The sequence below is a fragment of the Terrisphaera buseokensis genome (genome assembly GCF_047521145.2).
Lineage (GTDB): Bacteria > Verrucomicrobiota > Verrucomicrobiia > Opitutales > Opitutaceae > ER46.
Genome location: NZ_CM134186.1, coordinates 6,940,309 through 6,961,787, shown reverse-complemented (window position 1 = coordinate 6,961,787; position 21,479 = coordinate 6,940,309). Strand labels below are relative to the sequence as shown.

At 63.4% G+C, this 21,479-nt stretch carries 16 protein-coding genes; 7 read left to right on the top strand and 9 right to left on the bottom strand.

Annotation, left to right across the window (positions count from 1 at the left end; genetic code table 11):
* Positions 1 to 97: 97 nt before the first annotated feature.
* On the bottom strand, positions 98 to 1,339 hold the full coding sequence (locus tag ACLJEU_RS26100; RefSeq protein ID WP_414664526.1) for a hypothetical protein: 1,242 nt from the start codon (positions 1,337 to 1,339) through the stop codon (positions 98 to 100).
* Positions 1,340 to 1,343: 4 nt separating this feature from the next.
* A complete protein-coding gene (locus tag ACLJEU_RS26095) occupies positions 1,344 to 2,669 on the bottom strand; it encodes a hypothetical protein (RefSeq protein ID WP_414664525.1) in 1,326 nt (441 codons plus the stop codon).
* A 315-nt stretch (positions 2,670 to 2,984) separates the two neighbouring features.
* Between ACLJEU_RS26095 and ACLJEU_RS26090 the strand changes: the two genes are divergently transcribed.
* Positions 2,985 to 3,956, top strand: a complete 972-nt coding sequence (locus ACLJEU_RS26090; protein ID WP_414664524.1) for a DMT family transporter — start codon at positions 2,985 to 2,987, stop codon at positions 3,954 to 3,956.
* Between the two features lie 125 nt (positions 3,957 to 4,081).
* Here the strand turns inward: ACLJEU_RS26090 and ACLJEU_RS26085 are convergent, their stop codons facing one another.
* A complete protein-coding gene (locus ACLJEU_RS26085) occupies positions 4,082 to 5,539 on the bottom strand; it encodes a hypothetical protein (protein ID WP_414664523.1) in 1,458 nt (485 codons plus the stop codon).
* A gap of 735 nt (positions 5,540 to 6,274) precedes the next feature.
* A complete protein-coding gene (locus tag ACLJEU_RS26080; protein WP_414664522.1) occupies positions 6,275 to 7,132 on the bottom strand; it encodes a DMT family transporter in 858 nt (285 codons plus the stop codon).
* A gap of 340 nt (positions 7,133 to 7,472) precedes the next feature.
* Between ACLJEU_RS26080 and ACLJEU_RS26075 the strand changes: the two genes are divergently transcribed.
* A complete protein-coding gene (locus ACLJEU_RS26075) occupies positions 7,473 to 8,420 on the top strand; it encodes an IS110 family RNA-guided transposase (protein ID WP_457795318.1) in 948 nt (315 codons plus the stop codon).
* 81 nt (positions 8,421 to 8,501) lie between these two features.
* On the opposite strand, the gene ACLJEU_RS26070 is transcribed toward ACLJEU_RS26075, so the two are convergent.
* Entirely contained in the window at positions 8,502 to 10,658 is a 2,157-nt protein-coding gene (locus ACLJEU_RS26070) for a DEAD/DEAH box helicase (protein WP_414661070.1), read from the bottom strand.
* Positions 10,659 to 10,873: 215 nt separating this feature from the next.
* Positions 10,874 to 11,332 carry a nuclear transport factor 2 family protein gene (locus tag ACLJEU_RS26065; RefSeq protein ID WP_414661071.1) on the bottom strand — a complete coding sequence of 153 codons (459 nt, stop codon included), beginning with the start codon at positions 11,330 to 11,332 and terminating at the stop codon, positions 10,874 to 10,876.
* 424 nt (positions 11,333 to 11,756) lie between these two features.
* On the opposite strand from ACLJEU_RS26065, the gene ACLJEU_RS26060 reads away from it, so the two are divergent.
* From ACLJEU_RS26060 to ACLJEU_RS26040, 5 genes are read left to right on the top strand one after another with little or no spacing between them, the layout of a single operon-like run.
* Positions 11,757 to 13,307, top strand: coding sequence for a DNA cytosine methyltransferase (locus ACLJEU_RS26060; RefSeq protein ID WP_414661072.1), 1,551 nt, complete (start codon positions 11,757 to 11,759; stop codon positions 13,305 to 13,307).
* A 7-nt stretch (positions 13,308 to 13,314) separates the two neighbouring features.
* Complete coding sequence (locus tag ACLJEU_RS26055; protein WP_414661073.1) at positions 13,315 to 13,569, top strand: hypothetical protein; 255 nt, start codon at positions 13,315 to 13,317, stop codon at positions 13,567 to 13,569.
* Entirely contained in the window at positions 13,566 to 15,128 is a 1,563-nt protein-coding gene (locus ACLJEU_RS26050; RefSeq protein ID WP_414661074.1) for an McrB family protein, read from the top strand. The genes ACLJEU_RS26055 and ACLJEU_RS26050 overlap by 4 nt, the downstream gene beginning before the upstream one ends.
* Before the next feature lies 1 nt (position 15,129).
* Positions 15,130 to 17,481 (top strand): DUF2357 domain-containing protein, encoded by a 2,352-nt coding sequence (locus tag ACLJEU_RS26045; RefSeq protein WP_414661075.1) that lies wholly within the window; start codon positions 15,130 to 15,132, stop codon positions 17,479 to 17,481.
* Between the two features lie 50 nt (positions 17,482 to 17,531).
* On the top strand, positions 17,532 to 17,711 hold the full coding sequence (locus ACLJEU_RS26040; RefSeq protein WP_414661076.1) for a PD-(D/E)XK motif protein: 180 nt from the start codon (positions 17,532 to 17,534) through the stop codon (positions 17,709 to 17,711).
* 286 nt (positions 17,712 to 17,997) lie between these two features.
* On the opposite strand, the gene ACLJEU_RS26035 is transcribed toward ACLJEU_RS26040, so the two are convergent.
* From ACLJEU_RS26035 to ACLJEU_RS26025, 3 genes are all read right to left on the bottom strand, one after another.
* A complete protein-coding gene (locus tag ACLJEU_RS26035) occupies positions 17,998 to 18,456 on the bottom strand; it encodes a hypothetical protein (RefSeq protein ID WP_414661077.1) in 459 nt (152 codons plus the stop codon).
* The gene (locus ACLJEU_RS26030) at positions 18,410 to 19,018 is read right to left on the bottom strand and encodes a nucleotidyltransferase domain-containing protein (protein WP_414661078.1); all 609 of its coding nucleotides are present in this window, start codon (positions 19,016 to 19,018) and stop codon (positions 18,410 to 18,412) included. Before ACLJEU_RS26030 ends, ACLJEU_RS26035 begins: the two co-directional genes overlap by 47 nt.
* A 192-nt stretch (positions 19,019 to 19,210) precedes the next feature.
* Complete coding sequence (locus ACLJEU_RS26025; protein ID WP_414661079.1) at positions 19,211 to 21,391, bottom strand: protein-disulfide reductase DsbD family protein; 2,181 nt, start codon at positions 21,389 to 21,391, stop codon at positions 19,211 to 19,213.
* Positions 21,392 to 21,479 lie beyond the last annotated feature (88 nt).

Here is a 21,479-nt window from a genome sequence, read left to right as displayed (position 1 = left end):
AAGTCGGTGGGAGCGCGGCTCGTGCGCGCCGTGAAACCAGTCGCGAAACGGTCTGCGGGATCGCGCGCGCCGCGTCCCTCGCGGGTGAATCTGAGCGTCAGCGACTCGGCGTGGAGATGATCCTCGTGGTGGTCGTCGTGGGCAGGCCGGGCCGCTGCGTGAGATTGGAATACCAGAAGCCGCCGTACTGTTTGAAGGCTTCCATCCCGCGCTCGCCGCCGAGGAGCGGCGTGAGTTTCGCGGTGCTTTCCGCGGCGATCGCCGCGAGCTGCTGGGTGCGGACTTCGGGGCTCAGCGAGGTGTCGCGGCGCAGGGCGTTGGCGCGCTGCTCGACGTCCTGCTTCAGCTCCCAGATTTTCGTCGTGGTGTCGGCGGGCAGGTCCAGCCGCGCCACGAGCTGGCTCGTCTGCCGATAGTTGTAGTCTGTGGCACGTTCGTACTCTGCGCCGCGGGCCGGGCCGAGGGACGCCTTGATCTGCTCGTTCAGTTCGCGCTGGGCCTCGCTGCGCTGACGCTGTTCCTCGGGCGACGGGATCGCGTACATCTGCCCGAAGCGTTCGTCGTAGGTGGCCTGCAATTTGTAGAGCGTGCGGAATTCGTCCTCGGTCGGATTGAAAGCGGTGAGATTGCCGCGCAGCTGGCGCGAGGTGTCGCTGTTGCGGAGGTTGTACGCTTCGAACTCGGCGGGCGTCAGAACAGCGGCGAGGGCGTCGAGGTGGTTTTTGTCCACCGCCTTGAGTTTCTTCTGCATCTCCGCAGTCAGCATGCCGCCGGAAAAATTCGAGAAGGCGTCGGCCCGGGCTTCCTCGTGTTCGCGCAGCAGCCGGCGCACGTCGTCGAGCTTCTCCGCCGGCACGCTGTCGAGGCGTCGGCCCTGGAAGATCGCGTTCACGTTCTCCTGCGGATCGGCGTCGGCCCCCAGCAGTTCGCGCAGGAGTTTGCGCTGCTCGCGATAGAGCTGGGACTGCGCCTGCTGCACCCGCGGATCGACGGTCGTGCTTTTCCAGAAGGGGCGGGACTCGGCGCCGGGATCGATGGCCTTGAGCCGTGCGGCGAAATTCTCGCGGAGCTGCGCCGCCATGATCGCGCGGATCACGTCGGGGGGAAAGCCGGCCGCGCGCAGGCGCTGCACCATCGCCGGCAAATCTTCGCCGGCGCGGAGCCCCGCCCAGACTTGATCGTTCAGTGGCGCGGTGGCCGCGGCGGCAACCGGCGCCGGGCTGGCGACGGGCGCGCGCGCCGTATCCGGAGTGTGGGTGCGGCCGGAGATGAGCAGCGCGAGGCAGAAGAGATTGAGGGCCAGCGAACCTGCGACGAGGACCGTGAGGACGGTTTTCATGGGGCTATTGCTTGGGGGCGGCGGCCGGACGTGCTGGCGCGGCGCTGCGGTAGCTCAGGTTGCCGTCGGGTTGCACCATGACGGAGCCGCCCTGCTCGATGTGGGTGAGCCAGCGGCTGGTTTCGAGGTAGGCCGGGCCGGCGTTCGGCCCGAGGGTGCTGAGAATCTGGGTACGCGTGGTCTGGGCGAGTTGCTGCAGGGCCGCGCGGCGGTCGTCAGTGCTCAGGTTGCGGTCGTTGTAGATTTTCTGCGACGCCTCGGCCGCGGTCAGGCGGGAGTCAAAGGCGCGCGCGAGGGTGTCGTACGGCACGTTGTCGCGCTGGCCTATCCGGTAGAGTTGCTGGAACTCGCTGTTCGTCGCGCGCTGGTATTCGGCGAAACGCGGTTCGCCGAGGACGGCTTTCACCTGATCGCTGATCTGCTTCTGGGCCTCGCGGCGTTTCTCGGACGTCTCGGCCGTGAAGACCGTGTAACCGGTCGGATAGAGCAGGTCGGAGAACGGCTGCTGGATCTGGTAGATCTTCCGGAACTCGTCCTCGCTCGCATCCAGCACGGTCATGGCCGTGCGGAGCCGGTTGGTCGCCGGCGAGGAGCGCATCTCGTAGTCGGCGAGCTCGGCCGGACTGAGGACGGCGGCGAGATCGGCGCGCTTTTCGCGTTCGAGAAACGCGATTTTTTCGCGGTCCTCGGGCAGCATGATGCCCTGCGTCGCGGTGCGAATCTGGCCGATCATCTCCGTGTAGTCGTCGGAGATCCGCTGCACGAGGTCGATCTTGGCCGGCGTGAGGTCGCCAAACTGCCGGCGCTGCATCGCGGACGGATCGCTCGTCCCGTAAGCGAAGGCGTCCTGGCCGAGCAGCTCGCGCAACAGCCGCGAGCGTTCGCGGTAAATCTGGTTCACCTCCTCGAAAAGCTTCGAGTTGCCCATGAGGTACGACGGATCCGGTTTCCAGTAGGGCGTCTCGTTCATCGAGCGGGACAGCTCCTTGAACCGGCTGCTGAACCGCCGCTCGATCTCCGCGTCCACGATGCCGCGCACGATGGTCGGCGGGAAACCCGCGGCGCGGAGCCGGGCCACGAGGTCGGAGAGGTTGTCGGTGGCGAGCGAGCGCCAGAGTTGCGCCTGGCCTGCGGCGGCTTGGGCAGCGTGCTCCGCGGCGGTCGGCCCGGCGTTTCGTGGAGTCGCGGCGGACGGGGCGCTCGTTGCGGGCGTGCGCTGGAAATAGTCGCGGACTCCGGGTGGCGCGAGCGAGGGTTGCAGCACGAACGCAGTGGCGAACGCGACGTTCAACGTCGCGGAACCGACGAGCAGGAGCAGACGCAGCTTCATGGGCGGGGGCGGAAGGTTCGACGTACAGGGAAGCGAATTCTTAGCACGAGGGAAGCAATCCGGCAGAACCACGCATCACCCGAAATCCGCGCAACAACGCGCGATGAACCCGGGGCGGCCGCGCGAGGGTGCGGACGCAGGGGGCAAGGGGTGGGTGGGTTTTGATTTCACCTCGGTGAATCGGTACCGGACGTTCGTGCTCGCTTCGTCGTCGACCGTGGGGCCCGGCGTTTGTGCCGTCGGTCTCACCGCGCGGTGTGTCATCCGCCAATTCACTTGGCGGGTCTGCGCCGTCGGCCCACGCTGCCGGTTCCGATGCCGCCCCACCGCTCCCCCGACCACACCCGCGCGGTGCTGATGTTGCTCGGAGCCAATTTTTTCTGGGGGCTGAGCTTTCCGTTGATCAAGGCGCTGCTGTTGTTGCAGGAAAAACTCCTGCCCGGCGTGAGCTCGTGGTTCATGACCGTCCTGACCATCGCCCCGCGCTTCCTGCTCGCGGTGGTGATCATGCTGCTGCTGCGGCCGCGCGATTGCTGGCGGGCGACGCCCGGCGAATGGAAACAGGGCGTGAGGCTCGGGCTGTTTTCCGCGGCGGGGATGTTATTCCAAAACGACGGCCTGCAATTCACGGCGGCCAGCACGTCCGCGTTCCTCACCCAGTTCTACGCGATCCTGATTCCGGTGTGGCTCGCGGTGCGGGCGCGACGCAACCCGGGCGGCCGCATCTGGATCTGCTGCGCGCTGGTGCTGGCGGGGGTGGCGATTCTCGGACGCTTCGACTGGCACGCGCTGCGCCTCGGGCGGGGCGAGTGGGAAACCTTGCTCAGCTCGGTCTTCTTCATGGGCCAGATCCTGACCCTCGAGCGGCGCGACTTCGCGGCGAACCGGCCGGAGCAGATCACGTTCGTGATGTTCGCGACTCAAGGCGTGGTGTTCGCGATCCTCGCCGGCGTGCTCGCGCCTAGCCCCGCCGTGTTCCTCGTGCCGTGGACGTCGCCCATCTGGATCGGCTTCCTGCTTGCGCTCACCGTGCTGTGCACGTGCGGCGCCTACGGGCTGATGAACACCTGGCAGCCGAAAATCACCGCCACCGAGGCCGGATTGATTTACTGCATCGAGCCGATCTTCGGCTCCGTGATGGCGCTGTTCCTGCCCGCGCTCTTCTCCGTGTGGGCCGGCGTCAACTACGCCAACGAAACCGCGACCTGGACGCTGCTCGTCGGCGGCGGACTCATCACGCTCGCGAACGTCCTGCTGCAGCTGAAGCCGCCGGCGCGGGAAACGTAGCCGCCGGCGGCGTTGCAGCGGTAGGGCGCGTTGTCCTCAACGCGCCGCGTCGCGATGATCGTCGCGGTGCGCGCGGCGGCTTGGGGACAAGCCGCCCTATCAGCGAAAGGCTTTTCCTCCGCTCGTTAAGGCGTGGGCGTCGGTGCGGGTGCGGCGGTAGGGGAGGGAACGGCGATCCCGGTGCGAGTCTGCCCTGGGGAAATGGCGGGTGCCGTCGCCGTCTCCGTCGTGCTCGTGCTGAACGTCATCATCTGGACGTTCGGGTTCGTCAGCGCGCGATCGCCGCCCGCACTCAGCTCAACGGGCGGCGCGGAGCTGATGAACATCGAGCGGCCGCTGCCGGGCGCGGAGGCACCGGCGGGCATCACGGGATACACGCTCTGCTGTCCGCCCATGAGGCTGCCCGGCGTGCCGGCTTGAGGCGCAGTCGAATAGGCCATCCCGCTTTGCAGGAAGTTAAGCCATGGGGCGGTCTGGGCGTAGGCGTCGGCCGCCTCGTTGCCCAACGCGCGCGTGAGCTCGGTCTTGGCGCGACCCGCCAGCTCCTGGATTTGCGCGCGACGCTGCGGCATCGGCACGGCGGCGTCCTGGTTGATGCGTTGCGACTCGGCGGCGAACGCCTCGCGCGTCGCGACGACGTTGTCGGCCGTGGCCGGGGGCAAACTCAACCGCGCCACGAGTGCGTCGACCGTGCGTAGATCGGGATCCGCCGCGCGGCGCAAGGCGGCGTAGCGTGCGTCGCCCACTGCGGTCCGTAGATCCTGATCGAGCTGGCGCTCGGCCTCGCTGCGGGCGCGGATCGTCTCAGGCGCGATGCGTCCCGTCATCGCTTCGCGCGGAAATTTTTCGTCGAACGCCTTCTGCAGCGCGAAAGTCTTGGCCAACTCCGCCTCCGACTCGATCGCATCGCCGTAACGGTTGCGCACGGTCATGCCGCTGGGCGAGGTGCGCAGGTCGTAGGCCTCGCGCTCCTCGGGTGTGAGCAGCGCGGCGATGTCGCGCTCGCGCTCGGCGCGCAGCAGGCGGAGTTTCTCTTTGTCCGATGCCAGTTGCGGTCCGCCGGTTGCGAACGCCGCAAACATCTCGTCGTAGTCCTGCGTGATGCGGCGCAGGGCGTCGCGCTTCGCCGACGGCAGAAAAGCCAGCAGCCCCACCTCGCCACCGGCCAGGCCGAGGTCGGTGCCGAACGCGGCCAGCAACGCAGCGGAGAGTTCACGGCGCGCCACGAGTTGTTCCGCCCGCGCGCCGGGCGTGCCGGTGCGGTTTCGCCACCATCGGTCGTCGGCTGCGGCCTGGCCCGGAGCGTGGCGCGCCCGGTCGGCAATCCGGGCGAGCGTGCGGCCCAACGCGAGATCGCGGGCGACGTCAGGGTTCACGCCGGCGGCGGCCAGCGCGGCGGCGTCGCCCGAAGCGAGCGCGGCGCGCAGGGCATCGGATACCGCCAGCGAGCCGGCCGGCAGCGGACCCGAAGTGGCTGTCGGTCGCGTGCCGCGGTCGCGGGTGGACGGGCGCGTGACGAGCACGGCAACGAGGGTAACGTTGGCCAGCAGGGAAGCGGCAAGAATCAGGGCGGCGGGTTTCACGATGGGAAGGATGGCGACAACGAAGAGCGCCGCTGCGCGGGGGAATTGTCTGGGACCTGATCAGAAATCGCGCTCGCCTCCCGGGACGCACGGACCCGGCTCATGCACCGCGAGCGCCGCGGACGGCACCGCTGGTGTTATCCGCGCCGTCCGCCCCATCCGCGGTCAAAATCGCGGTGCCGCTCTGCGCGACGATGATCCCGCCAGATGCGAATATCGATCGGATGCCGGCGACCAGCCCTGAGTCAGCGGGTGTTAGGTCGAGACCGCTGACCGCGGGCCAGCCGCCGGCAAAGGATCGCCGGGCGACGGTGGGTTCCGACCCGCGCAACCGGTTTGGGTTGCGGCGAGGCTGCGGTGCCGGGCGGCAGGACGAGCACTCCCGCGGACGTAGGGTAGGTGGGCCCGCGTGGTGCCCGGGCAAGCCCGGAGTTCGCAGCAGCGTCTCCGGGATCTTCGTTCACCGCGATCTGCCGCCCGGCAGAGGGAGGAAAGTCGTGAAAGTGGTTCGTGCCGCAACGCTGTGACCGGCGACCCCAACGCGCGCGGCCCGCAGACGAAGCCTCATGGGCAAGGCTCGCTGCTAAACGGGATGAGGCGGACATGAGGAGGAAACCAACCACACCGCGACGACCTGCGGCGTCACGGAGCGTAGCGTTTTACTCAGCGCCGTCGCGTGAATGATCGTAACCGGCCTGTTACCGGTGCCCCTCCCTGACGGTCGTGAGGGACCGACTAGGCGGCGGCGAGCGCGCGGCGTTGTCGGATCGACATCACTGCCCGCACTGTGACGGCGGTGAGCACGATCGTGCCGCCGGCCAGCGCCCAGCCGGAGGGCCTTTCGTGCATGAAGATCAGCACCCACACTGGATTGAGGATCGGTTCGATCACCGGAATCAGGACGGCTTCCAGGGCGGTCACGTGTCGGATGGCGCGCGCGTAGAGCCAGTAGGACACGCCCAGCTGGATCACGCCGAGCGCGCCCAGCGCCGCCCACCCGGTTGGCGGTAATGGCGGCGCGCTGAGGATCCACGGCAGCCCAATCACGAACGCGAGCGTGTTGCCGAGAATGATCGACTCGACTGCCGAACCGTCTTTCTGCCGGCGCAACGCGATCGTCATCGCCGCGAAACACAGTCCGCTCAGCGCCCCGAGCAGATCGCCGTCGAGGTGGCCGAGGGTGAGGCTGTCCTTGAAGAACAGCGCCATGCCTCCCAGCGCCGCGACGATCGTGACCCAGTCCGCGCGCGTCGCGCGTTCGCCCAGCAGCCAGGCGCTGAGCAGCGCGACCCAGATCGGCGCGGTGTATTGGAGCAGGATGGCGTTGGCCGCGCTCGTGAGCGTCGTGGCCGTGCAGAACGTGACCGTGCACGCCGCATAGCCGACCGCGCCGATGATCTGATCGCGGGAGAAATGAAAACGCAGCCCGCGATTGGTCAGGACGAGGAAAACGGCGGCAATGATGCCGCGCCCGCCCGCGACCGCCAGCCCGGGCCACGTCGCGGCGACGGACTTGATCAGCACGCCCGCGAAGCTCCAGCACAGGGCGGCACCCACGAGCTGCAGGACGGATCGGGTGTGAGCGGCGTTCACGCGGAAAACGGGTTGAATTGCGCGCTCCGGTCGAGGTGCGCAACGAGAAAGGCTTCTCCCCGGGAGTGCAGGCGTCCTCGCCTGCAACGCGCAACAGCCTTGTATCTTGAACGGCGAAGGTCTGGTTGCGGCTTCCGAGAATGGGCGACAGGCTCGTCGGAGGAAGCCGCAACCAGACCGGTGGCGACTCCCTTTCCGAGTCAGATCGATAACATGGCCTTGAGACGCCAGGTGATCTCGTGGGTCAGCGCGGTCGGCTCGGGATTCTTCATACAAACTCGAACCGTTGGAAGAGCGCGGGCCTCACGGCCGCGCAGCTCGAATCGCAAGACAGAGCGCTATGAATAAAATGACCGAACCAGCTCCGACCTACGCCGGAGTCGATATCTGCAAAGAAGCGTTGGATGTCTCGCTCGTTGGACGCAGTCCGGAGCGCTACGACAACGCCGCCGCCGGAATCACTGGCCTCATCGAATCGCTGGGCAAAATGGCGGGCCCGGTGCACGTGATTTGTGAACCGAGTGGCGGCTACGAACGCGAGCTACTGGAGGCGTTATGGGCCGCCAACATTCCCGTCAGCTTGGTCAACGCTGCCCGCGTGCGGTCGTTTGCCAGGGCGCAAGGGCTGCTGGCGAAGACCGACGAGATTGATGCGTCGGTGCTACGGGAGTTTGGTGAACTCCTTCAGCCCCCGGTCCTCGAAGCTCCTTCGCCCTCACGCCAAAGACTCGCCGCGCTGGTCCAGCGCCGGGAGCAACTGGTGAACCTGCTCACAATGGAGGAACAGCGACTGATGCAGACTCGCGACGTCGTGCTCAAAAAGCTGATCCAAAGTCTAATCGGGGAGCTGCAGAAACAGGTCCAGCAAATCGAGGTGATGATTGAGCAACAGATCGATGACGATGACACGTTGCGCGGGCAGAGCGCGCGGCTGCAACAGGTCAAAGGCATCGGGAAAGTAACCGCCTCCACCATCTTGGCCGAGCTCCCCGAACTGGGGAAACTCAGCCGCAAGCAAGTCGGAGCACTCGCGGGTGTCGCGCCCTATAATCGCGACAGTGGCACCCTCCGCGGTCGACGAACTATCCGCGGCGGTCGAGTAAAAGTCCGCCGCGTCCTCTACCTGGCGGCCCTCGTCGCCACCCGATTCAACCCCGTTCTGAAATCATTCTATCAACGACTCGTCGCCGCAGGTAAGCCTAAGAAAGTAGCCATCACCGCCGTCATGCGGAAGCTCGTCGTCCTTCTCAACCACCTCATTAAAAATCCTCAATTTAACCTCGCCTGAAAGACCGTTGCTGACCCCTTACGGAAGGGGTCAGGCTGTTGCGCGTTGCGTCCGTCCCTTGCACCCGCGCCCTACGCGCGCTCAACGCCCTGCTGCTCTGGCGGTGTTCAACCCCTCGTGCGCCCGCCCCGGTGCCGGCGGCCGGGGATTGCGCAGCACGCTGTGATTGATCGCGCGGCGCTGGTCAGCCGTGAGCGGCGGCAAATCCGGCAAGGAGTCCATCGGCGACTCGCGCAGCCAGTGTCGCGCGAGCGTCCGAAACTCATCCCAGCGCTCGGCGATGAAATGATCCCGGCCAGTCATCGGCGCGCCGTCGCCGAGCAACGGACCCGCCCGCGCGATCTGCCGCAGCAGGCTGCGCCATTCGGTGAGCAGGCGGTCGATGTCGCCGCGGCCGGCCGTCTCGATCTCATCCATGACTTCCCGGGTGCGCGCGCCCTCGGCCACGATCGCACGCACCGCATCGCTCCCGCCGGACCCGTATTGCAGCGGCAGGCCTTCGTGCAGCCAGCCGTCGATGCTGAGCCGGCGGTACGCCCGCGTGCAGGCCTCCGCCAGACGGCCGATGCCGCGCGGATTGGTGCCGGAGAAACGATCGTTCGCGTAGAGGTTCGCGATGTCGAACAGCAGGTCGTCGATCGGATACCGCCGATCCTCGAGCGCCGCCGCGATCGCCAGACCCTCGGGCCCGAGGAAGAACGAAACAATTTCCCCGCGCACCGTCAGCGCGAGCGAACGATCCAGCACGTCCGTGCGCTGCCACTGCCAGAGCAGCGTCGGGTTCGGCGAGAGCGCGAGACACGCGGCGCGGTGCGCACACGTGACGCATCCGACAAATGGATTTCGCTCCCGCCGCACGAGGCGGGCTCGGCCCGTATCCGTGCGTTCACCACAGGGCAGCGCGTGACGCCGCGTCGCGGACGCGGATTCGATCCCGAGCGGGATGAGTTCATCGGCAAAGAAACGCGTCGATTCCGTGGCCGCCAGTTCCGCGGCGTCGCGCCCGGCTCGCAGCTGCCGGAGGAAAAACGCCCACGGCAGCGCGGCGGCGCGTTTCAGCCGCAACGGCTCGGCGCGGCGCATCCGGGGCGTCGTCGTGCTGACGAGCACGTAGCCCATTTCGTCCAGCCCGCGACGACCGGCGCGACCGATCATCTGCAGGAGATCGTGCGGGGCGATCTCGCGCTCGATATGGTTGTGACGATATGTGCCGGCGGTGATCATCACCGAGCGCAGTGAGAAATTGATCCCGGCGCTGAGCCCCAGCGTGGCCACGACGGCGCGGAGCTGGCCCGCCTTGGCCAGCGGTTCGATCACGCCGGCGCGTTGCGCGTAGCTGAGTCCGCTGTGATGGTAGGCCACGCGACGCGAGATGAGCTTGGCCAGCCGCGGACCGCACAACTGCTCCTGCTCGGGTGTGAGCGTGAGGGTGTCGGCCAGCGGCAGCTCGCGCGCAAACTGCCGTGCGAGCCGCTCGGCGTCGGCCCGGTGCGGGGCAAACACGAGCACGGGGCCGAGGCCTTCGCGCAGGGCGCCGGCGACGCGTTTCGACCAGAAACCCTCGATGCAACGCGGCAGGCCGTGGATCAGATCGTCGACGTCGACCTCGTCGAGCTGCACCGGGCGCTCGCGGTGAATGACGACCTCGACGGTCCGGCCGAGCCGGCGCAGCCAGCCCGCCACGTCGTCGGGATTGGCCACCGCGCCCGACAGCAGCAGCAGTTGCAGATCGCGTGCGGCGGACAGCAACACGCCCTCGTAGTGATTGCCGCGGTGAGCATCGGCGAGCCAGTGGTACTCGTCGACCACCAGGAGTTGAAACGCGGGAGCGCCGGCGGCCCGGCTGCCTCCGACCGAACCGCTCGCATTTCCTGAACCGGCCGGCGGGAGGCCGGCGCTCCCGGCGATGACCAGGCCCTGCACCGCTTCGAGCGTGGCGACGACGATCGGGGCGTCGGGGTTGACGCACAGGTCGCCCGTCATGATGCCGACGTCCCAGTCGCGGGCGCGCCATTCGGCGAATTTGTCGTTGGCCAGCGCGCGCGTCGGAACGGTGAAGAGCGCGCGGCGGGCGAAGCTCGTCTGTTCGGCCCAGCGTTCGAAAACGTAGGTTTTGCCGGCGCCGGTCGGGGCGTCGATCACGACGTCCTTGCCCGCGCGCAGGGCGGTCAACGCCAGTGCCTGCCACCGATCGGGCAGCACCAGTTTTTGCAAACCTGCAAAAGCGTCGGACAGCACGTCGTCAGCGTGTGGGGGACGCGCTCCGGGTCAAATGGGACGGGCCCGATTCCTTCAGAGGGAATCGGGCAGTTGAAAGTTGAACGTTGAAGGTTGAAAGCCCGGACAAGCGTTAACCCCTCTCAGTCGCCACGGCCCAGAAGCGACAGCCAAGGGCCGTTGAGGGCCCGGTCTTTCAACTTTCACCCTTCAACTTTCAACTACCGCGAAGCCGTTCACGGCTTCGCCGCGCCCGCCGCCGGCTCCGGCAGCTTGCACGACTGCCACGCGAGAAAGCGCCACGTGCCCTTTTCGAGCCGGTACGCAGCGAGGAACGAGAGGTTGAGTTCGGTGAAGGGGGCGGCCTTGCCGAGGAGGACGCGGCAGCGGCCGTTCATCAACACGAGGCCGGGCGCGACTTCGCGGAATTCGCGCTGATCGTAGGTGACCTTGTTGTATTTGGATTTCCCGGACACCAGCGCCTCGGTGAACGTGGCCTTCGTGTCGGGCTTGCCGTTGGAGTGGACGTACAGCAGGTCGTCCGAAAACACCGTCGCGATTTGCTTGGCGTCAGCCGAGATCATGGCCTGGACGCGCGCGTCGTCCGCCGCCTTCCACGCCGCCGGATCGCTGGCAGCGCGGAGCGACGTGAAAGCAAGCAGGAGAGCGAGCAGGGGCAGGAGGGGAAGTTTCATGGGAGCTGGAGTGTGAACGGAGGAGGCGGTGGACGGGGAGATTAAAGTGACGGCCCGCCAGCAGCTCCATCCTGCCCGGAGGTTGGGCATTCCGTCGCGGATGAGACTTTGCCGTTCGCCGCACCAAGGCGCTGCCGGTTCGAACGAAGGAGCGCCATTCCGATTTCGTCTAACCTGTCAATGGTGCAGCCTCCCGGAAAAGCGGTAGGTGGGCGGGCTTGCGCACCCCTGACGAGCCGCATCTGTTCATCGGCAACGTTGTCGGTGTTGTCCCAATTACATCCTGCTTTTACTCTGGGTTGGGACAAGCAATGTCCCACCCATTTCTGTATTGTTCGACCATGCTCTGCTTCCTTCATTTTACACCACCTCGGGCATGCGTTGAACCAGTCTTGGTTGCCGCAGGTTTTCGCAGCCTATCCGTATGATAGCCCCGGCCAATTCTGCCCCCACGTTTATTGATCTCTTTTCCGGCTGCGGGGGATTTACGCTCGGCATGCTCCGAGCTGGATTCGACTGCCTGGCGGCGGTCGATTTTAACGGCGCGGCGATCGAAACCCTTCGGGCGAATCTCCAAGCCAAGGGTCCCACCGGCCTCAGACCTGTCGGCTATGCGCTTGAAGCCAATCTCACCGCATTCCCGCCATCCGTTTTGGAGGCGATTATCGGAACCCGCTCTGTCGATGTGATCGTGGGGGGGCCGCCCTGCCAGGGTTTCAGTACCGCCCGCCAGCGTGACGGCTCAAATCACGGCGACGCGCGGCTGAAAGCTGACCCGCGTCGACATCTCTTCAGGAACTTTCTCGACTATGTGGAGCACTTTCAGCCGAAAATCTTCGTGATAGAGAATGTCCTCGGCCTGCGCTCTGCCGCTGGGGGGCGGTACTTCACCGCGGTCCAGTACGAGGCGCGCAGTCTCGGCCGCGACGGCGGCCGGCCCGGCTATCGTGTCCACCCTCAGATCGAGCGGGGCGTCGAGCTCGGCGTGCCCCAAAAGCGCCGCCGTCAGCTCATTGTCGGCGTCCGCGCCGATTTGCCCGGCTATTTTCCTGCTGAACTCGCGCCTGCGCCCCGGGCTACCCTGGAAACCATGTTGGGTGACGCCATTCTCGACCTGCCGGTGCTGGCCGCCGGAGACGGTGAGAACGAGCTTCCTTACGACGAAAAACGCCGCAACGCGGTTTTCTTTGGCGGCACGCGCGATCGCTTCCGGAAAAACTATCTGGATCGGGTTGCCCAGGTGGAGGCTTCACCGGCCATTTTCAACCACGTCGCCCGCCCGCACAGTGCCCGCGACTTGCGCGACTTCCTCCGGCTCGACGAGGGCGAGAGTTCAGCGGCCGCCGTGAAGCGCGGCGTGAAGTTCGAGTTTCCCTACAAGAAAACCACCTTCAAGGATCGTTACACCCGTCAGCATCGCAATCGCGCGTGCTCCACCATCGTTGCGCATCTGAGCAAGGACGGCCTGATGTTTATTCATCCGGTGCAGAATCGCTCGCTGACTCCGCGTGAAGCAGCGCGGGTCCAAAGTTTTCCCGACTGGTTCGTTTTTCCGGAAGCCCGCACGCATTCGTTCCGCCTGATCGGCAACGCCGTGCCTCCCCTCATTGGCGAAGCGGTGGGTTTGGCGGTGAAACGGTTTCTCCAACCCGCGACGACCGCGGCGAAAGCGCAAGGAGCTGCGGCTCCGAGGAAGCCCGCGATGTCCCTTCCTGCTTCTCAATCGGAAGCGGCCCGCTGGCTGGACCCGCTTATGCGAGCGGACCGCAAAACCATGCGTGCGATGCCGGTGGAGACATTCCTTCGCGGGTGGCACGCGCTGCTCTGGCTATTTCCGGATCTCCATCCCGAAAACGCCCTCGAACACGGCGTCGACATCCACGATTCGCCTGCGCCTGTGCCCGAACTCGAAACCCGTTATACTCGCAGCGGCTATCGGACATCGACAGCCGTAGCAGATCCTTCCCGCAACTGACCCTACCATGTGGAAAATAACTACAGACCTTGATAGCGCCGCCAACATGAGCGTCTGCTCGCAGGACTTTGATGAAAAGAAAGAGGCACAACTGATCCACCGCTTTCGCTTGTTAGACGGTGATCATATTCCGTATTTCGAAGGTGTTTCAGACGATGCGAGCAGTGAGCGCGCATTCGATCCGCTCGACGATTTCGGCGAAGGCTACGCCGGTTGTGCTTTCATCGAGTATTTGGAGAGCGGAAAATGGTCACCGCTATGACCGTCTCGAAACTAAACAGCCTTGTTCATTCGTGTCATGTGGACTGCGTGTCGGCAGGGCTGGCCCTGCAACCTGAATTCCTGCGCAGGCTTATCGCATCTCTTCTAGCAAAGCGCTTCCTGATCTTAACTGGATTGAGTGGGTCCGGAAAAACGAAAGTCGCACAATCGTTTGCGCGATGGATCACAACCGACGTAGCAGGAGACGATCCGTTCAAAATCGGAGCCGAGATACCCTCAGACCGGATCACCTACTACGTTCGAAGATCAGACCGCTTGGCCGTCGAGTTCTGGAACGCTGTAGAAGAGTCAAACGCGACAAAAGTCGTTCTCCCGCGCGCTCTCATCCAAGAGTGGGCTGATTATATACAAGAAAAAGGGCTGACTCGTGATGCCCCCGCGCGGCATCTAAGAGATGCCATTGAGACCGCTACAAAATTTTCTAAGCAGCTGAATTCATTTGAGACGCACCTGAAGGCTGCAGCTTTTGCTGTGTGTGAGTCACGCAGCAACACGACCCTCCATCGACGCTACGAGGTTGTGGCAGTCGGCGCAGATTGGACCAGCAATGAACAAGTGCTTGGATACGCAGACGGATTAAATCCAAACCGCTACGTCCGAACCAAAGCGCTAGATATAATCCTCCGTGCGGAGTCGAAGCCGGATCAACCGTACTTCCTGATTCTGGACGAAATGAATCTCTCTCACGTCGAGCGGTATTTCGCAGATATACTTTCGGCGCTCGAGTCGGATGAACCTATTCACCTTCACTCAGATCGAACTGCCGACGGTCGGCCCGCTATTCGCGACGGGGTTCCTGGCGAAATCAGGCTGCCGGCGAATCTGTTCGTCATCGGCACGGTCAATATCGACGAGACTACATACATGTTTTCTCCCAAAGTCCTCGATCGTGCGAATGTGATCGAGTTTCGCATTAGAGGCGAGGAGATGGCGGGGTTTCTGGACAATCCGAAATCGGTGTCCCTGCCTAAGCTCGACGGTCGTGGTGCTGAGTTCGGTCAAGTTTTCGTCGCACGTTCCGGTTATGGATTGACGCTGGAAAAGGAAACTCAGGCGAAATTAAAGGCAGAGCTTCTCCTCTTCTTCGACGTGTTGACTGGCGTACAATCTGAGTTCGGATTTCGCGTCGCTAAAGAAATTGCAGCGTTCATCGAAACTCATCGCGCGTTAAGCTCGGATGATTGGGATTTCCGTTCCGCGATGGATGCTCAAATCGTGCAAAAGCTATTGCCTCGTCTCCATGGGGCACGCGCTAAACTGGAACCTGTTCTCAGTGCGCTCGCGATCCTATGTCACAGCACTCGCTCCTGGAATGTGGACGCTGAGTCCGGTCAGTTCGACCATATCAAAGCCTTGCGAAGCCAAGCGGTGAACGCCGCAAAATTGGATGATGAAAGTCTCGACCCTTTGGGCGCGCGGCCCGACGGAAGCCCTACATTCGAAGCTGAAGGGGCCTACTACTTTCTGAGCTTTGACAAACTGACACGAATGCTCGCTCGTCTGAGAAATCACGGATTCGTCAGCTTCGCAGAAGCCTAGAATGGCTAACTTTGCTCGAGAAGCCGAAGTCGCGTGCTTTGATGAGCAAGGGCGTCTCGCTGCAAAGGTCAGGATTGTCCAGAGCGACGCAAAACCACCCACAATTCGGATCCTTAGAGCGGCGGAAGCCACGGAATTCGGAGAGGAACAGGTGCAGTTGCTTGAGGGCTGGTGCTACGATTTCGAACTGCTCGCCCACTGCGGGCAGCTTTGCGTTCAACCCAGCGGTCTGGTGAAGCCAAACTCGATCCGACCGGCTGTTGGTCGGATTGAAACGGGAGCCGAAACGGGATTGCTGCAAATAACGTTGGGCACGACTGCCACCGGTCAGACTGTGGCACGAGGTTCTATCGAGATTGTTTCGACCAAACTAAATTATCGAACGGATTACCGCGGTATGCTTTCGGCGATTGCCGAACAATGCGGCGAACTGCTTTTCGATCTTCGGACCACAGCTCGGATGCGGATCGCGCCCACAAACCGAAGCGACCCGCATAATCTGCCTCGGCAAATCGAATTTCTTTCCGCTCTCCTTGGTTCAAAGTCCTTCCGTTCGGCCCTGGAGCGAATCACTGCGACCCCTCATCACACCCTGTTTTCCAACGTCGAACGGCGCTCAATCTCTCAACTGCGTCGCCCCGGAAAGGACTTCGCTCGGCAAATATCTACGAGCAAGAACCGAATTCACCTGGATGAATCGCATTCTTTGGCGGCCGCAATGCAGGCGCTGGGCGTAGCACGTCCCTCTCTACCATCTTTTGTGACAGTACGCCGAAATGTCGAGTCGACGGACACGGCGGAGAACAGGTTTGTGAAGCACGTGCTCTCGCACTTCGCCGACTTTCTCCAGCGTATTCAGGCGCTTCTCGAAAAATCAAAGGGACCAGATCAGCGGCGTCTGCGTCGAAGCATCCAGCGTATGAAGGAGTTTCTTGGTGAAGTGCTATCCAGGGATTTTTTTAAGGGAATAGGCCCGCCGCAGTTTCTTCCTCTCGGCAGTCCCGTGTTACACCGCAAACCTGGCTACCGCGAAATTCTTACGACCTGGCTGAAGTTTGATCTCGCTGCTCAGTTGGTTTGGCAAGGTGGCGAAGACGTCTACGGAGCTGGAAAGCGAGACATGGCCGCGCTCTACGAATATTGGGTGTTTTTTCAACTACTGCGGCTTTTTCGGGACAAGTTCGAACTAGCTGTTCCCCTCGCGCATGAATTGTTCGAGCATTCCAACGGCGGTTTGAGCCTCCGATTGAAGTCGCACTGCGAACTCGGAATTCGGGGGCGAAGCACTCGTCACCCTCGCCACCTTCAGGTTAACTTCTCCTACAATAGAACGCAGCAGCACAGCGCAGCACGTGCGACGGCTGGTTCGTGGACGCGCAGAATGCGCCCCGACTACACTTTGAGTTTTTGGCCTGACGGGTTCGAACTCGCCGAGGCAGAGGCGCAGGAACTCGTGGTTCATATCCACTTTGACGCCAAATATCGTGTAGAGAATATCGCGGAGATTTTCGGATCAGCTGATGAAGACATCATTCAAACCCGCTTGGAGGAACGTCGTGGGAACTACCGACGAGCGGATTTGCTGAAGATGCACGCGTATCGAGATGCAATCCGCCGATCTGAGGGAGCTTATATCATCTATCCTGGAGCGCGGTCAGACTCGACTGAGTTCAAAGGGTTTCACGAGATTTTGCCGGGGTTGGGCGCATTTTCGATTAAACCCGGTAGCGATGGCCAGCCCGTCGAAATTCAACATTTATCCCGATTCCTTGATGAAGTGATCGCTCACGTTGCGAACCGGGCCACTTCACGAGAGCGCGGAACGTTTCATCAGTTTAATGTTTACCGTAACGCAGAGTCCCGCGGGAGCGATCGGGTGAATGAAGCCGTACCAGAAAGGGATTTCGAGGGCCGATTCCGTTCAATGCCGCCCGCAGATCACTCCGTTCTTGTTGGCTGGTGTGAGAGTGATGACCAACTCGCGTGGATCAAACGAACCGGACTCTACAATTTTCGCGCGGGCACGCGTCGAGGTGCGATTCGCCTGAACCCGGAGATCGCCGGCGCGCGCCATCTGTTGCTTCATTCTCACGGTAGTCGTGCTATGCCAGGAATGTTTAGGGTGAAACAACGCGGCCCGCGGGTGTTCACCGGATACGAACTCTTGAATCATGGCTATCCGCTACAGCCCTCTTCCGATGCGATCTACGCCGTCTTCGACGTGGAGCCGGATTCCTTCTACGCCGGATGGGAATGGCGCTATGAACTACTGACGGGGAGAAAATCAGGACTTCAATCCGCTGAACCTTTTGCGGTTAGCCTGGCTGAGGTTCTAGCGATTCATCGCGTGTGAAATGTTGATTTCGTAGATCGCTACGAGCTAGCGATACTTCCGCGGAGGACTTGGCGCGTCGCGTCGAGCAGGAGGGAGGCGAGCCAGTGCAAGCCGTCGCAGTATTCATTAGCCAGCTCGCCCGCTGGCAGCGGTTGCTCGCCGCTTCGGTGGATGGGCTCAGCGCGAATGCACAGCGTGGACTCTGGGGCGAACTCCACTTTTTGCGCACTCTTTTGGCAGGTCGTTAGAATCTGGGAATTCTCACTGGCAGCACGATATCAGAAGAAAACGCTAGACCGGCTTCAGCGTGTCTTGGAGCGCGCTACGGTCGTCACCCCTTCTTCAACGCCTCCAACACCGTCCGCGGCGTCAAGGGCATGGCGGAACGTTGATACGCTGCGAGCTCCGTCGTGATGCGCGGATCCTTCGTCGTCCGGTCGACGCCCCCGGGGCGTTTCAACGGCCGATCGCATCGCGACCGCGGACATGACTCCGGTTCGATTCGCTCGATCGAATACATCCGACATCAGGCATTCATTTCGGCAGGAGGTTCGCGTAGTCGGGATGCTGCTGCCTCAGCCAAGCCAGCACGTCCGAGCGGAAGCGACGGGTAAACGCGACCAGCTGATCAACGTTCTCATGGGAAATGCCGCCGGCGTAGTCATAGGCGGATGTGTTGCGCTTGGATCGACAGAGATGAAGGTAGTCGATGTCGTCTTCGCGGGCGTCAGCCAGAATGTGGCGAATGGAATCGATCGCCAGTTGGTGCGATCCCTTGCCCTTTTCCGGACGGTAACCTTCCGCGTAGAGGAGAATGGCACACAGTTTCAGCGCACCATTGTAGGCGATGAAATGGCGGGAGTCCGCGGAAATGGATGTGCTGGCTGCGTCGGAGAGTTCGCGGTCGACGATGCCAAAGAGATCACGGATCTCCTCGGGGCTCGACTTATGGGGTCGAATCCAGCCCGCGTTGCGCCAGTCGATCAAACTCATGTTCGTCTCCAGACAGGAATAGCTTGGGTTTCTGGAGCACATCCTTGAGGAAGTGATCGTTTGATTCAACCCGGCGGGTAACCTCGTTCCGGGTATAGACGTGAGGATTGATTTCGCGGCCGACTTGGTCACCGACGCCCCTGAGCAACTGAGCGAGACGAAATTCGGTGACGTCACCAATGACCATCAGATCCACGTCGCTTTCGGGTTTGTCCGTCATGGAGGCGATGGAGCCAAAAACGAAGGCGAACTCGATTTCCTTGTCCGTAAGCGCCGACGTGAGCACGTCGCGCAGGCCGACGGTCTTGAGCACGATGCTGCGGAGGTCAGGATAGAGCGGATGAAGCTGGTTCGCTGAATAGTAGACCCGGTTCCCGTCCTTCTCCGTTACGATCAACCGCATGTCTTTCAAAGCCTTCAGCTGGGTTTCCACGGACTCCTTCGCGAACGGCATAAGCTTTATCAGTTCCGCGCGATACAACGTTCCACGCCGCAGGCCAAAAAAGACCCGGAGGAGCTCCGCTCTTACGGGTGAACGGACAAAATCGGCGAGAAGGCTCATGAACGTAGATAAAGCGGATGTTGGCCCGGCCAGGCCAGGTCGATTGACGTGGTTAAACCAGGTTATTCAGCCTGGCTTAACCGGGGCGATCAACCTGGTTGGGCCAGGTTGTCTGGCGTCAATGAAGCGGCAAGCAGAAATCCTGCACCCGAGAGCCGCAAAACGGTGATACCGATCTCCTGACTTCCCCCCTCACCCCTTCTTCAACGCCTCCAACACCGTTCCCGGCGTCAGGATCTCCGGCAACACGAGCGGGGCGTCGGCGCCGGGTTTCCAGATCAGGTTGAAGGGCACGGCGGAACGTTGATACGCGGCTAGCTCAGTCGTGATGCGCGGATCCTTTGTCGTCCAGTCGGCCCGCAGCGCGACGATCTTGTTCGCCGCGAAATACGTCAGCACCTCGTCGGATCCAAAGACGAGTTTCTTGTTCGTCTGGCACGTCGCACACCAGCGCGCGGTGAAATCCACGTACACGGTCCGGCCTTCGGCGCGCAGCTTGGCCACGGCTTCCGGACTCCACGGTTCCCACACGACTTTCGGCGCGGTCTCCGCCGCGGCACCGGGCGCGGGGGCGGACGTGTCCCGCGGCCAGCCGACCCACAGGCCGACGGCACCGACGACGATGAGACTGATCATCCCGAAGCGGGCGCGGCCGGGCGAGGCACCGGGGGCGTTCCAGCGGCCGTACATCCACACGGCCATCGCGATCAGCACCAGGCTGAACAGCACGCCGCGGAAACCTTCCTCCCCCGTCTGCGCCGCGAGCACCCAGATCAGGTATCCAACGGTCGCGTACAGCGGAAAGGCCATGAACTGCTTGAACGTTTCCATCCACGCACCCGGCCGCGGCAGGACCTTCACGGCCTGCGGGAAAATCGAGAGCAGCAGGTACGGCGTCGACAGCCCGATCGCGATTGTCGTGAAAATGAGAAACGACTCCGCCGTCGACACCGCCAGCGCTGCACCGAGCGCCGGGGCGAGAAACGGCGCGCTGCAGGGCGTCGCCACCGCGGTCGCCAGCACGCCGGTCAGGAACGACTCAGTGTAGTTCGACTTCGGCTTCTGCATCCAAGGCGCGTTCGACACCGCCGAGGTCGCACCGAGGCCGAACTCGAAGACGCCGCTCATGTTCATCCCGAAAACGAGCAGCAGCACGGCCAGCGCGTACACGAACGCCGCCGACTGCAGCTGGAAACCCCAGCCGAGCTGGCTGCCGCCTGCGCGCAAAATCGCCAGCGCCCCGGCCAGCGCCCAAAACGAAATCAACACGCCGATGGTGAACGCCAGGCCGTGCGCCACGATCTTGCTGCGCTGGTGGCCCGCCTGGTTGACGAACCCCATGATCTTGATCCCGAGCACCGGGAACACGCAGGGCATCAGGTTGAGGATGAGCCCGCCGAGAAACGCCAGCAGCAGCGTGCCGGGGAGGGAGGCGCCCGCGGCGGCGGGGGGGAGTTGAGGGTTGAGCGTTGAGAGTTGAGCGGCGGACGTCGCGGCGGCGCCGGCAGTCGATCCGGGGGCGAAGTCTGCCATGACGCTCAGGCCGCGGAGCGGCGTGCCAGCGAGCCAGCCGTTTTCCGAGGTGACGACGCCGATCAGTTTCTTCGCGTCGGCGGGCGCATCGGCCGCCACGGGGAGCGTCAGCACGAAACCGCCGCGGCCATCAGGTTTCACGACTTGCGGCAGATCGTAGGCGACCAGGCCGTCTTCGGCGAAAAAGTGGACGTCTTTCGGCGTGTGGCCGCCCGGCGCGGTGGGCGTGACGGTGAGCGTGACGCTCTTCGCGGTCCGCGACGCCGTGACTTTCCAGGCGGCGTCCGCGCGCGGCAGGCCGGCCACGGTGGCGCGAATCTTTTCTCCGGATACGGGATCGGGTTTCGGCACGTCGGCGGTGACCGGCAGGCTCAACGCCACAGTGGCGTTGCCCGGAATGCACACGTCCTCGCACATCAGCCAGTCGGCGTCGGCTTTCAGCTCGATCGTCGTGCCCGGCTTCAAGTCGGCGGGCGGCGTGAGCGTGACGGGCAGGAACAATTCTCCTTCGTAGCCGGTGCCGACGACGTTGCGCTTGCTGTCTTTCAACACCGTCGGCGCGGGCCACTGAATCGGACCGGCTGTCCACCCCGGGGGCAGTTTCCACTGCAGGCTCGTGGCCAGCCCGGTGCCGGGATTGATCCAATACGTGTGCCAGTGCGGATCGTGCACGAAGCGCAGCGCGACCGTGATGGGTTGGCCGGGCTGGATCGACTGGTCGGCGGCGACGAGCGACGCCTGGACGTGGGAGGGTTTGGCCGTCGCGGCGACCGCGGGTGCGTGCGGAACCAGGGTCAGCAGGCAAAGCGAAACGGCGGTCAGCAGGCGGCGAAACATCATGGCGTGGAAATGGTAGGCGGGCGAAGTGCGAGACGCAAACCGCGCGGTTTGTTCCCGCGCCGGACGCAAAATGCCGCCGGCAGTCACG